This window comes from Actinoplanes oblitus (assembly GCF_030252345.1).
Lineage (GTDB): Bacteria > Actinomycetota > Actinomycetes > Mycobacteriales > Micromonosporaceae > Actinoplanes > Actinoplanes oblitus.
Map to the genome: position 1 here is coordinate 6,743,884 of NZ_CP126980.1, position 13,176 is coordinate 6,757,059.

General features: G+C 74.7%; 7 protein-coding genes. 2 read left to right on the forward strand and 5 right to left on the reverse strand.

Translation table 11 applies throughout. The annotated features are described in order from the left end of the window. Positions 1-121: 121 nt before the first annotated feature. Positions 122-5,344 carry a DUF3320 domain-containing protein gene (locus tag Actob_RS30435; RefSeq protein WP_284915289.1) on the reverse strand — a complete coding sequence of 1,741 codons (5,223 nt, stop codon included), beginning with the start codon at positions 5,342-5,344 and terminating at the stop codon, positions 122-124. A 64-nt stretch (positions 5,345-5,408) separates the two neighbouring features. After that, on the reverse strand, positions 5,409-6,989 hold the full coding sequence (locus Actob_RS30440; RefSeq protein ID WP_284915290.1) for a bifunctional NAD(P)/FAD-dependent oxidoreductase/class I SAM-dependent methyltransferase: 1,581 nt from the start codon (positions 6,987-6,989) through the stop codon (positions 5,409-5,411). Between the two features lie 76 nt (positions 6,990-7,065). Between Actob_RS30440 and Actob_RS30445 the strand changes: the two genes are divergently transcribed. Continuing rightward, positions 7,066-7,635: a helix-turn-helix domain-containing protein gene (locus Actob_RS30445; RefSeq protein WP_284915291.1), complete on the forward strand. Its 570-nt coding sequence runs from the start codon at positions 7,066-7,068 to the stop codon at positions 7,633-7,635. A 16-nt stretch (positions 7,636-7,651) separates the two neighbouring features. After that, positions 7,652-8,413, forward strand: a complete 762-nt coding sequence (locus Actob_RS30450) for an enoyl-CoA hydratase/isomerase family protein (RefSeq protein ID WP_284915292.1) — start codon at positions 7,652-7,654, stop codon at positions 8,411-8,413. 12 nt (positions 8,414-8,425) lie between these two features. Here Actob_RS30450 and Actob_RS30455 read toward each other — a convergent pair whose 3' ends face one another. From Actob_RS30455 to Actob_RS30465, 3 genes are all read right to left on the reverse strand, one after another. Continuing rightward, entirely contained in the window at positions 8,426-9,364 is a 939-nt protein-coding gene (locus tag Actob_RS30455; RefSeq protein ID WP_284915293.1) for an NAD(P)-dependent oxidoreductase, read from the reverse strand. 19 nt (positions 9,365-9,383) lie between these two features. Then, a complete protein-coding gene (locus Actob_RS30460; RefSeq protein WP_284915294.1) occupies positions 9,384-10,892 on the reverse strand; it encodes a glycosyltransferase family 39 protein in 1,509 nt (502 codons plus the stop codon). A gap of 126 nt (positions 10,893-11,018) precedes the next feature. Continuing rightward, positions 11,019-13,130, reverse strand: a complete 2,112-nt coding sequence (locus Actob_RS30465; RefSeq protein ID WP_284915295.1) for a PhoX family protein — start codon at positions 13,128-13,130, stop codon at positions 11,019-11,021. Positions 13,131-13,176 lie beyond the last annotated feature (46 nt).

Below are 13,176 nucleotides of genomic sequence, written 5' to 3' on the forward strand. Positions count from 1 at the left end.
GGCCGCCGGGTCGCTGATCGCCGTACCGGGAAGCGACGGCCGGCAGCGACAGCGGACCCGGCGGTGGACCGCGGTCGCCGTACCGGGAAGCGACGGCCGGCAGCGACAGCGGACCCGGCGGTCACCGGGCGGTCGTCGCCTCGGAGGTGTCCAGGACGGCCGGGGCGGCGTCCTCACGATGCGGCAGGGTGGCCGGGTCCGGGAGATCGAGGAGATCGTTCTCCGGGGCGGCGATCAGGCCGTTGCGGTGGGCGATCAGGCGCTCGCCGGCCACCAGATCGTCGAGCATCGCGGCCAACCGGGCGGTGCCGGCCTTGTTCGAGGTCCAGCCGAAGAGCCGGGCCGCGGCCGCGAGCAGGTCGTCGCTCTCCACCAGGCCCGCGTCCAGCACCAGGTATTCCAGGGCCAGCTGCAGTTCGGACTCGGCGACCTGTTCCGGCTTGCGGGCGACGCCGTCGCCGGGCACCCGGACCGCCGGGATCGGCGCGTCGGGCGCGGTGACGAACGTGCCGTCGAAACCGGCCCGGGACTGCGCCAGCGCCGCCTCGATGGCCTGCCGGATCGGCTGGGTGACCCGGCTGATCCCCCACGCCTCGCGGATCCGGCGGATCAGCACGGCGATGTGCACCGGCCCCTCCACCTCGGCGATCCGCTCGACGGTACGAACCAGCAGCTCCCCGGCCACCGCGTCGTTGATCCGGGCGGCCGGCGGCAGCGGCTCCAGCTCGGCGTGCTGGTAGGGCAGCGCCCACTCGGGACGCTGGGCGGGCCGGGTGACCAGCTCCAGCTCCGGTTCGGCGAAGACGTCCGGGACGGCCAGGGCGTTCTCGATGGCGGCCCGCAGCCGGGCCTCCTCCTCCGGCCGGTTGTGGAACCAGGCGACCGACCAGACCCGGTGCAGGTGCCAGCCGAGCGTGTGCAGGACCTGTTCACGCAGCCGGTCCCGGTCGCGGCTGACGGGCATCTCGGCGTACGCCGGACCGTCGCACTGGACACCCAGGGCGTAGGCGTCGAGGGCGGCGTGGCGTACCCCGATCTCGACCCGGCACCGGCCGGTACCGACCCGGCGTGTGACGGCGAACCCCCAGCTCTCGACGGTGGCCGCGACCGCGTCCGCCAGCGGCGACAGGTCCGGTTCGCCGTGCTCGGCGGCGAGACCGTTCAGGTACGCCGCCAGCCGCCGCTCCCCCTCGTCGGCCGGCTCCTCCCGCCGCGACTCCGGAATGGCCGTCACCACCTCGAGCCGCTGCCGGGCCCGCGTGATCGCCACGTCGAGCCGCCGCGCCCCGGTCGGCCCGCCCGCCGCGGCGAGATCGGGCCCGGTGGACAGGATGATCACGTCCCGTTCGTCGCCCTGCACCGCGTCCGCCGACTTCACGAAGAACCCGGTCAGCGGGTCGTCGGCGAGGAACCGTTCCAGGTCGGGCCGGGCGCCGAGGACCGTCTCCACCGCGTCGGCGACCGCGTCCGCCTGCCCGGCGGTCAGCGTGACCACCCCGAGCGACAGCGTCGGCCGGGTGGTGAAGTGGTGCGCGACCCGCTCGGCCACCAGCGCCGCCTCCACCGGCGCGTCGACGGCCGGCAGCAGTTCCAGGCCGAGGTCCGGCCCCGCCGGGTGCGCGCTCGGGAAGGTGACCAGGCGATCCTGGTAGAACGTGTGGTTGGCGAACCCGATCAGCGACTCGTGCCGGCTGCGGTAGTGGCCGGTCAGGGCGAGCCGGGTGAAGGCGGCGCAGTCGTTCGCGACCACCAGCACGGACGGCTGGCCACCGGCCGGGGGCAGCTGGCAGTCGTCGCCGACGACGATCAGCGACCGGCCGCGGTAGGCGCAGGCCACCGCGGCGGCCGGGGTGACCCGGGACGCCTCGTCGATGATCACCACGTCGAACCGCTGCTCGGCCGGCAGGTAGCGGCTGACCGCGGCGGGCGGCATGGCGAAGCAGGGCTTGAGCGCGGCGGCGGTCTCCCAGGTACGCCCGAGCAGCTCCCGCACCGGCAGATGCCCGTCCTGCTTGAGCCCCTCGGCCCGGATCAGCGCCGGCGCGCCGTCGGCGGTGACCGCCGGGCGCCGCGCGTTGACCGCCTCGATGATCGTGCCGGCCGCGTCCTGCACCAGGTCGGCGTCGAGCCGGCGGAACTCCTCGACCAGCTCGTTGCGTTCCACGGCGGCGAGCGGCTCCAGGCGTTCGTCGGCCGCGATCACAGCGTCGGCCCACGCCCGGTAGACGGTCCGCTCGATCACCTGGGTCAGCTTGCCGACCTCCAGGTTCCGGTCGGCGCAGTGGTCGACGGCGGCGTCCAGGCCGTGCTCGGCGAGTACCTCGCGAGCCGCCAGGTAGGCGAACCACTCGGCCTGCCCGGTGTCGTCGTCGCGCAGGTCGCGCAGCAGGTCACGGGCGGTCTCGTAGCGGTCGAGGGCGGTGCCGAGCCGCACCTGCCGGGCCGGCCCGAAGGCGTCGATGATCCGCTGCCGGGCCTCCTGCCACATGCCGATCAGCGTGGCCAGGTCCGGGTTCGCCGTGGCGCGCAACGCGGCGGCCTGCTCCCCGGTCAGCGCGGCGTCGGCCCCGCTGCGCAGGGTCCGCGCGTGCGCCGCCCAGTCCAGGGCCTGGTCCAGAGCACGCCGGTCCGGCCCGAGCAGGGCGTGTAGTCCGGGCTCGGCCTCCGCGAGCGCCCGGGCCGCGGCCAGCACCCGCTCCCGGACGGCGGCGATCTCGGTGGCCGCCGCGAAGTCCAGCTCCCGCCCGGCCACCTCGCTGAGCTGCCCGACCGCCTCGGCGACCGCCCGCAGCGGCTCGACCTGCGCCCGCAGCCACCCGACCGCCGCCGCTATCGTCCCGTGCCCCAGCTCGGGGCGGGCCGCCGCCTCCGGTTCCGCCTGCAGCGTGGCGCGCCAGTGCCGGAAGACGTCGCGCGCCTCGGTGACCGCCCGCATCAGCTCGGTGTCGCCGCCGCGGTTGCAGACGTACTCGCTGATCCCGGGCAGCGCCTCGGGCGGCGTCACCCGCAGCACCTCGGCGACCGTGTCGAGGCCCCGGCCGATCGCCGGGAAGTCGGTGTCGAGGCGCTTCCAGTACCGCCCGAGCAGGGCCGCGTGCTGCCGTTCGGCGGCGATCAGCCCCTCGTTGGCCCGCCGCCACGCGACGGCCAGCGGCAGGTGCGGGATGGCCTCGTCGGCGCTGACCCCGGGCGCGGTGAGCGCCGCCACCGTCTCCTTGTCCCAGCGGTGCGCGGCGAGCAGCTTGCGCACCCCCCGGTGCACGGTGGCGAACCGTTCGGCGAGGTCCTCGACCGGCTCGTGCAGCACCGCCTCGGTGAAGTACTCCCGAGCCGGTGCCCGGGCCGCCGCGACCGCCTCCACGTGCCTCCGCAGCTGGCCGGCCGCGGCGTGCACGTTGGCCTGCGCGCCCGGCCCGAACCAGGCCGGTTCCGGCTTGTCCGCCCGGTTGCCCAGCTCGGCGATCACGGTGACCAGCTCGACGTCGGAGAAGCTGACCACCTCGGGCAGGCCGAGCCGCCCGGTGATCCGGTCCAGGTTGCGCTGCTGGTGTTCGAGCTCGTCGGCGTCCGCGGCGAACCGACCGGCCAGCGCCTTGGCGGCCGCCGCGGTCAGCGGCCCGAGGCCGACCGCCGGCGGGTCCAGGTCGGGTTGCTCCGGCAGGGCGGCAACGGTCCGCTCGGCGAGTTTCGCCGGCGACAGGCCGGTCCGGGCGCGGGCCTGCTCCTCGGCCGCGCGGACCTCGTCGACCAGCGCGGCGAGGGTCTCCGCGGCCTCCCGGACCGGGCGCAGGGTGGGCGCGGTCAGCCACGAGTCGGCGGCCGCGGCGGGCCGCCGCGCCGCGTGCTCGACCAGCTCGGCCAGCACCTCGGCGTCGGCGGGCAGCCGCACGTGGAAGGCGTTCGCCAGGGGCGCGTAGGCGTCGGTCGCCTCGGTCAGCGCCTCCAGCGCGAGCTGCGCCTCCTCCAGCGCCCCGGCGAGCGGCTCCCGCTCCATCACCTCGCGCCAGCGGAAGCCGCTGCGCTCGGTGGCCGGCCGCCAGGCGCCCTTGAGCCGCTCGGCCGCGGCCCGGATCCGGTCCAGGGCGGCCTCGGTCAGGGCGAGCGGTTGCAGGCCGGGCGCCGGGCTTTCCGGCACGCCGGAAAGCCGCGCGTACCGGCCGACGATCTCGTGCACGCTGCATCCGAGCGGTTCGCGCGGCTCGTTGACGGCTTTCGCGTACGCGGTGAGCGCCGCCCGCCGTTCCCGCAGGGTGTGCCGGTCCACCTCGTCCATGCCGGGCGGCGGCAGCGGCACCGCCTCCAGGGCGGCGGCCAGCGACGCCGCCACCTGCTTGCGCCCGGCGCGGTGCCCGTGCAGGTCGAGCAGGTAGTTGCCGAGCCCGGCGGCGGCCAGCCGGTGCTGCACCACGTCGAGCGCCGACGCGGTCTCGGAGACGAACAGGACCCGTTTCCCGGCGTGCGCGAGCGCCCCGATCATGTTGGCGACGGTCTGCGACTTGCCGGTGCCGGGCGGGCCGTCGACAACGAAGCTGTGCCCGGCCAGCGCGGCGGCGACGCAGGCCCGCTGGTCGGCGTCGGCGTCCAGCAGCAGCGGCGTCTCGTCGTCGTCGAGCAGCGCGGCGTCGCCCGGGGTGAACAGGAAGTCGCCGTCCTCGGCGGCCAGCGCGCGGACCACCGGGTGCGCCAGGACGGTGTCCTCGTGCTCGGTCAGATCCTCCCGGATCGCCTGGGCGGCCAGGTCGAAGCGAGCCAGCACGACGGCCTCGGTGACCCGCCAGCCCTTCCGGCCGGAGATGCGTTTCCGCAGCTCGTCGGCGTCCTCGGTGAGTTCCACGCGGTGGGCGCGGAGCCGGTGGGCCAGTGCCGGGTTGAGCACCGGGTCGCCGGTGGCGGCGCGCAGCCGGGGCACCTCGCCGGGGCCGAGGGTGACCAGTTCGACAGGGGTGAGCAGCAGCGGGCTGGCGTGTCCGGTGCCGTCCGCGTCGGTCCAGTGCAGCAGCCCGGTGGCCAGGTGCAGGATGTCCTCGCCCCGGTCCAGGCTCTCCTGGTGGGCGTGCCGGCGCAGGTGACGCAGCAGGGTCTGCAGGGTGTCGGCGGGCAGCTCGGTGCTCAGCCGGTCGGCGGCGCCCGGTGCGAACGACCAGTCCCGGCCGCGGCGCAGCCGGCCGGTGACCGCGGCCGCGTCCGGACCGGTGATCTCCACCAGGTCGGCGCCGGAGCGCGGCAGGTCGATCAGCCGGTCGGCGGCGCCGGGGGCGGTGATCCCGTCCCGCCAGGCGGCGAGAGCCGCCCGGGCGTCGTCACCCGGCGGGACGGGCTGTCCTTCTGCATCATCCGGCCGCATGTGCCCATTGCAGCAAGGCAACCGATCCCTTGCTGGCGATTCGTCCGAAAGACACCACCATCATTCAGTGTTTGCGCCGGGCGACCAGGACCGAGTCGTGGACGGTGACCTCCGGTTCGTCCTCCGCCGACACCCGGCGGGGACGTCTCTCGGCGGTCACGATCTCCCACTCGGCCGGGTCCAGATCGGCGGCGACCTGCTCGGCGGTGAACATCATGTCCGGGAAGTGCATCCGCCGGACGCTGCCGGCCAGGTCGTCCGGATGGTGCCCGACGATCAGCAGGGTGCCGCCGGGCGCGACGGCGGCGGCGAGCCGGGCGTACAGTTCCCGGCGGGCACCGCTGGGCAGGTGCATGAAATGCGCCGAGACCAGGTCGTAGGAGCGCTCGGCGGGTGGCTCCGCGCGCAGGTCGGCCCGGGTGAGGGTGATCCGGTCGGCGAGCCCGGCCGCGGCGGCGTGCCCGGCGGCCCGGCGCAGCGCGACAGCGGAGATGTCCACGCCGGTGACCTGCCAGCCGCGCCCGGCCAGCCACACCGCGTCGGCGCCCTCACCGCAGCCGACGTCCAGGGCCCGGCCGGCCGGCAGCCCGGCGGCCTCGGCGACCAGCTGCGAGTTCGGCTCGCCGCTCCAGATCGCCGGCCGGGCCCGGTAACGCTCCTCCCAGCTCTCCGCCTCGTGCATGGTCTCCTGCTGCCGGCGGTACTCGTCGACGGCGGCCCGCGTCTCGCCGGCGATCAGGTCCATGTTGATCATGGCGGCGGCGGTCTGCCCGGCCGCCGCGGCGACGGCCACGGTGGCCCCCAGGTTGGTGACGTTGCCGGCCACCCAGACGCCGGGGACCGTGGTGGCACCCGACTCGTCGGCCGGGATCCGCAGGCCCATCACGTGCCCGTTCATCTCCATCGGCACCGGCTCCAGGCCGAGCGACGCGAGCAGGGCCGAGCGGGCCACGAACCGCGGCGCGACGGCGATCGCCGCCAGCCCGATGACCCGGCCGCCGGCCAGGCGCACCCCGGTGATCCGGTCGTCAGCGGTCAGCACCGCCTCGATCGGCTCGGTGACCACCGGGATCCGGCGTGCGGCGAGCTGCTCGGCCTGCTCCGGCGCCGGGGCCGGGCCGCCGTTGAGCAGGTACAGCACGTCGTCGCTGAGCTGGCGCCAGAGCTGCGCGCCGGGCAGGCTGAGCGGGCCGCCGACCAGCACCCCGATCCGCCTGTCGCGCAGCTCGTAGCCGTGGCAGTACGGGCAGTGCGCCACGTCCCGCCCCCACCGCGCGGCCAGCCCCGGGATGTCCGGCAGCTCGTCGGTCAGGCCGGTGGTGACCAGCAGCCGCCGCCCGCGCACCCGGGCGCCGCCGGCCAGGGTGACCAGGAACCCGTCGCCGTCCCGCTCGGCCCGCTCGGCGGTGCCGTCGAGGAACTCACCGCCGTACTCGGCCACCTCGGCCCGGCCGGTCTTGTACAGCTCGGCCGGCGGGACACCCTCCCGGCCGAGGAGGTTGTGCACGTGGCCGGCCGGGGCGTTGCGCGGGTCACCGCTGTCGATCACCAGCACCGTTCGCCGGGAGCGGGCCAGGGTGACCGCCCCGCTGAGTCCGGCCGCGCCGCCGCCGATCACGAGTACGTCGTACGTCTGCTCTTCCACGGTGTCTCCTCACCTCAGCGACGTTCCCCCGGACCGTGCCTCGCCGCCCCCAGAAACGGCAAGTATCTTTGCCGTTATGGCAAAGGACCTGGCCGCCATCGGCCCGCAACTGCGCACCTTGCGGCAGAAACGGGACATCACGCTGACCCAGCTGGCGCAGACCACCGGGATCTCGGTCAGCACGCTGTCCCGGCTGGAGTCCGGCGCCCGCCGGCCCACCCTGGAGCTGCTGCTGCCGCTCGCCGAGGCCTACCAGGTCACCCTGGACGAGCTGGTGGACGCGCCGGAGACCGGCGACCCGAGGGTGCGGCAGCGGCCGATCGAGCGCAACGGGCACACCTACGTCCCGCTGACCCGGCGGCCGGGTGGCATGCAGGCGTTCAAGCAGATCATCCCGCCCACGCCACCGGACTGCGACCTGGATCAGCAGAGCCACGAGGGGTACGAGTGGATCTACGTGCTGAGCGGCCGGGTCCGGCTGCTGCTCGGCGAGCACGACCTGGAGCTGGCGCCGGGCGAGGCCGCCGAGTTCGACACCCGGGTGCCGCACCTGATTCTGAATCCAGGTGACGAGCCGGCCGAGGTGCTCAACCTGTTCGGCCCGCAGGGCGAGCGGGTGCACGTCCGCGCCCGGCCCCGGGGCTGAGCGCTAGATTCAGTCCGTGGATCTTTCTGTCAGCCTCCAGGACGGCGTCGCGCTGCTCGAGATGCGCCGGCCACCGGCCAACCACTTCGACGAGGCGCTGATCGGCCAGATCGTGGACGCGGCGCGGGAGCTGGACGACGATCCGGCCTGCCGGGTGCTGCTGCTCGCCTCGGAGGGCAAGCACTTCTGCGCGGGCGCGAACTTCGGCGGGGGTGAGTTCGCCGCCGACCACGTGGCCGCGGCGGAGCGGCTCTACCGGCGCGCCGCCCAGCTCTTCGACCTGCGGACGCCCATCGTCGCCGCGGTGCAGGGCACCGCTGTCGGCGGCGGCCTGGGCCTGGCCTGCGCCGCCGACTTCCGGGTCGCCGAGGCGGCCACCCGCTTCCAGGCGAACTTCGGCAAGCTCGGCTTCCACGCCGGCTTCGGGCTCAGCGTGACGCTGCCCGAGCTGATCGGCAGGCAGAAGGCCACCGACCTGATGCTCACCGCGCGCCGGGTCGGCGGCGAGGAGGCGCACCGGATCGGGCTGGCCGACCGGCTCGCCGAGCCGGGCCGGGTCCGGGAGACAGCGCGGGCCCTGGCCCTGGAGATCGCCGCGTCGGCGCCCCTGGCGGTCCGGTCGATGCGCGCCACGCTGCGCGGCGGGCTGGCCGGGCGGGTCCGGCAGGCCCTGGACCACGAGCTGGCCGAGCAGAAGGTGCACTGGGCGACCGGGGACAGCGCGGAGGGCATCGCGGCCAGCCTGGCCCGCCGGCCCCCGGTGTTCACCGGCCGATAGCCGCACCCGGGCCTAGGCGACCCGGTTGCGCAGTGGCCGACCGGCGAGAAAGGCCGCGACATTCTCCTCGATCAGCCCGGCGGCGCCGACCGGCCGGCCACCGGCCGCGTGCGGCGTGATGATCACGTTCGGCTCGTCCCAGAGGCCCGCGGAAGGCGGCAGCGGCTCGGTGGCGAAGACGTCCAGGGCGGCGCCGGCGATCCGGCCGGACTGGACCGCGGCGAGCAGGGCCGCCTCGTCGAGGGTGCTGCCCCGGCCCACGTTCACCACCCAGGCGTGCGGCGGGAGCAGGTCGAGCACCGCCGCGCCGAGCGCGCCGGCGGTCGCCGGGGTGGCCGGCAGGATCGAGATCAGCACGTCGGCGGTGGGCAGCAGGGCCGGGAACCCGGCGGCGGTGACCACCGGGAACCCGTGGCGCTCGCCGGCCGTCCGGGCCACGCCGGTGACCCGGGCACCGAGCGCGGCCAGCAGCGGGGCGAGGGTGCCGGCGATCCCGCCGAAGCCCCAGATCACCACGTGCGCGTCGCGCAGCGTCCGGAAGGCGCCGGTGTCCCGGACCGGCTGCCGACCGCCCAGCTCCCCCGCCCACCGGTGCCCGATCTGCGCCCGGACCAGCAGGTTGAGCCGGCGGGCGGCGGCCAGCACCAGGGCCAGGGTGTGCTCGGCGACGGTCTGGTCGTGCAGCCCGAGCCCGGCCGTGACGACCACCTCCGGGCCGAAGCCGGCCGCCAGCACCGCGTCCGGCCCGGCGGCCAGGGTCTGCACCCAGCGCAGCCGCCGCAGCCGCCGCGCCGCGTCGGCCAGCGGGGCCGGCGGGTTGCCCCAGACCACCAGGACCTCGGCGTCGGTGTGCTCCTCCGGGACCGGCTCGTCGATCCGGTAGACCACTGCGGTGACGCCGGCGGGCAGGTCGACGTCGAGTTCCACGGAGTCCGGCAGCAGCACCTTCATGGATCGACAGCCTGCCAGGTCAGCCCCTGCGGCGGTACAGCACGGCGGTGGCGTGTTTCTTGTGCCAGCGACCGGCCTCGGCGTACTCGGTGGTGAGCAGCTCGCGCAGGCCGGGCCGGGCGGTGAGCGGGTCGGGCCGCTGGTCCGCGACGATCAGCCAGACCTCGGGGGCGCCGGCCACCCGGGCCGCGTCGTCCGGGTACTCCCCGGCGATCAGCAGCCCGGTCCGCGGTGCCGGCGTCTGCAACAGCACGTCCGCCGGGCGGCTGGACTGCCGGCGCAGGTAGTAGTCCATCCCGGCGCGCATCGCCCGGTTCTTCGGCGGATAGACGATCACGTCGCCGGGTTGGTCGTACTCGCCGACCAGCTCGGCCAGGCCGCGGTAGTCCGGGCCGTTCTTCGCGTTCCGCCCGCGGACGTCCTGCTGGCCGGGCAGCGCGACGAAGGCGAGCAGGAGCAGCACCGCGCCGATCCGGAAGAACCGGCCGCCCAGCAGTTCCCGCCAGGCGCGCGGCTCCGGCGTGTCGGCGACCAGGGCGACAGCGGCCAGCAGGGCGAGCGGAGCCAGCACCACCAGCATGTAACGGGCCACCCACATCGGCGCGACCAGCGCCGACACCAGGGCCACCACGGTGAACGGGGCGAGGGCGAGCACCGCGATCGGCGCGATCCGCCGGGCCGGGCGCCAGGTGGCGAGCACCGCCAGGCCGATCAGCAGCCAGACCAGCCGGCTGGACCCGACGATGTCGCCGGGCATCGCGCGGACCAGGCCGATCGTGATCGGCTTCACCCAGTGCAGCTGGGTGGCGTCCTGCTGGGTGCCGAACCGGGCCAGCGGCAGCAGCGGCAACATCGCGAGCACCACGGCGATCAGCCAGGTGCGGGCCAGCCGCCAGTCGTGGCGGCGCCAGGCGGCGACGCCGACCAGCACGGCGTGCGCCGCCAGGGTGGTCAGCGACACCAGGTGGAAGCCGCCCAGCAGCAGCAGCGTCACCGAGTACGCCACCCACCCGCGGATCCGGGCCGGCTCGCCCACCACGGTGATCAGGAGCAGCAGGGCGAGCATCGAGAAGAAGCAGACGAACGCGTACGGCCGGGCCTCCGCCGCGTACCGCGAGGTGTTCGGCATGATCACCAGGATCAGGCCGGCGACCAGCCCGATCAGCGGGCTGAACAGGCGGCGCCCGAGCTCGGCGGCGAGCCCGACGGCACCGGCCATCGCCAGGATCGACGGCAGCCGCAGGGCCAGCTCGCCGTCACCGAAGACGCCGGTCCAGACGTGCAGGAACCAGTAGTACGCCGCGAAGACCGCGTCCACGTGCTGGACCAGCTGCCAGATCTCGCCGATGGTCCGCTGGGACACCTCGGCCGAGGTGACCTCGTCCCAGCTCAGCCGCGGCCGGCCGGCGCCGGTCAGGGCGACCGCGAGCATCAGCAGACCGGCGAGCGCGCCGGGGACGACGGCCCGGATCCGACCGGTCACGGACGTCGCCATCGCCGGCCGCACGCCGGTCTGTAAGTCGGTCACCAGTCTCCCCCGCCGGTGTCACCCGGCCCGTCGCGTGGCACTCCCGGGAGGAAAGCTAGCGCGCCGAGTCCAGTCCCGGCAGGGCCACGGCGCCCCGGCGCCGTGGCCCTCGTCTCAGACGACCGGTCAGCTGCCGACCGGGCCGCCGTCCGGACGCCAGGTGACGACCACGGCGGGCTTGGCGTAACCGCCGTCCGGCCAGACCGAGGCCGGGTTGTCCACGGTGGCGCCGGTGATCTCGCCGGGGTGCTGCACCGCGACGAATACCGACTTGTCGTCGCCGGTGATGAACGGGCCGCAGGTCTCGGCACCGATCGGCACCGACAGGAACTGCTTGAGGTGCCCCTTCTCCCGGCCCTCGACCGGCACCGCGAACAGGCCGTCGTTGGTCTTGAGGGTGCTCGGCGCGCCGTCCGTGGAGATCCACAGGTTGCCGGCGCTGTCGAAGGCCACGTTGTCCGGGCAGGAGATCGGCGAGACCGCCGTCTTGTCGTACCCGCCGAAGTAGGTGTCGGCGGCGGCCGGGTCACCGCAGACGATCGGCAGCTGCCAGGTGAAGCTGGTGCCGGTGTGGTCGCCGCAGTCCTCGGTGATCTCGAAGATGTGGCCGTGCTTGTTGGCCTTGCGCGGGTTGGCCTCGTCGACCGGCGCGTAACTGCCGACCCCGCGGTTGGTGTTGTTCGTCATCGCCGCGTAGATCTTGCCGGTCCGCAGGCTGGGCTGGACGTCCTCGGGCCGGTCCATCTTGGTGGCGCCGACCGCGTCGCCGGCCTGGCGGGTGAAGGTCAGCACGTCGGCGGCGGTCATCCCGGGGACGAACGACTTGTTCCCGGAGACCAGCTTGATCCACTGACCGGTGCCGTCGAACCGGCCGTCGGACGGGAGCTGCCCGGTGCCGTCGATCTCGGCGGCCGGGCTGTCGCCGGTGATCTTGGCCACGTACAGGGTGCCCGACTCCAGCAGGGTCAGGTTGTGCTTGCGGGCCAGGTGCGAGCCGCCCGGCAGGAACTTCTTCTCGGAGACGAACTTGTACAGGTACTCGAACCGCTCGTCGTCACCCAGGTACGCGACGACGTGCCCGTTCTTGGCCACGATGACGTTCGCGCCCTCGTGCTTGAGCCGGCCCAGCGCGGTGTGCTTGCGCGGCGTCGAGTCGGGGTCGAACGGGTCCACCTCGACGACCCAGCCGAACCGGTTCGCCTCGTTCGGGTGCTTGGCCAGGTCGAACCGCTCCTGGGCCCGGTCCCACTTGCGCGAGCCGCTCGGGTAGCGGGCGGTGGTGGTGATGCCGTACCGGCCGAGCCGGACCTTCTCGGCGTCCGAGACGGCGTCCCCGCCGACGAAGTACTGGTTGAAGTTCTCCTCGCCGGAGAGCACGGTGCCCCACGGGGTGACGCCGCCGGAGCAGTTGTTCAGCGTGCCGATCACCGTGCGACCGCGCGGGTCGGCGGCGGTCCGCAGGGCTGCCGAGCCGGCCGCCGGGCCGGTCAGGTGGAACTCGGTGGCCAGCGCGGTGAACCGGCGGTTGTAGCGCAGGCGGTGGCCGGTCACCGGCTTCCACTCGCCGGTGTGGCCGACCCGCTCGATCTCCACCACGGAGAGGCCGTGCGCGGCGATCGCCGTCTCCAGCTGTCCGACGGTGAGCGCGTCCAGGCTGGTGAAGCCGGGGAACATCAGCTCCTCGTTGGTGTACTCGTGGTTGACCACGAGCAGCGCCCGGTCGTGCCGGCCGGGCAGCGGCAGCACGCCGACGAAGTCGTTGTTGAAGCCGAACTGCAGCGACTGCCGGTGCGCCGACTGGTTGTGCAGGTCGAAGGCCGGGGCGCCGGCGACCACCGGGTCACCCCAGCGGATCACCACGGAGCTGCGGTAGCCGGCCGGGATGGTCACCGCGTCCAGCGTGTTCGGCTTGACCGGCTCGAAGGTCAGCGCGCCGGCCTTGCCGGGCTTCGGGGTGTGCCCGTGGCCGGTCGGGTGCGTCACCGGAGCGGCGGTGGCGGGGCCGGCCGCAGCCAGGGCACCGCCGAGGCCGAGCACGAGACCGCCGGCCGCACCGGCCCGCATCACGCCGCGACGGGTCATCTCGGCGCTGACCACGTCGCCCAGGTAGCTGTTGGCGGACTCGTTGGGCGCGGGGTGGTCACAGGCGTTCCCGCACCGGTAAAGACAGGTCATCGCGTCCCGGTTGCCACCGCTGTGGCCGAGCAGCGGCAGAAGACGGCGAATCGAGTCTGGCATCGTTTTCCCCTCGTGGAACGTCCGCGCTGATGGCGGGGCTCCCGGG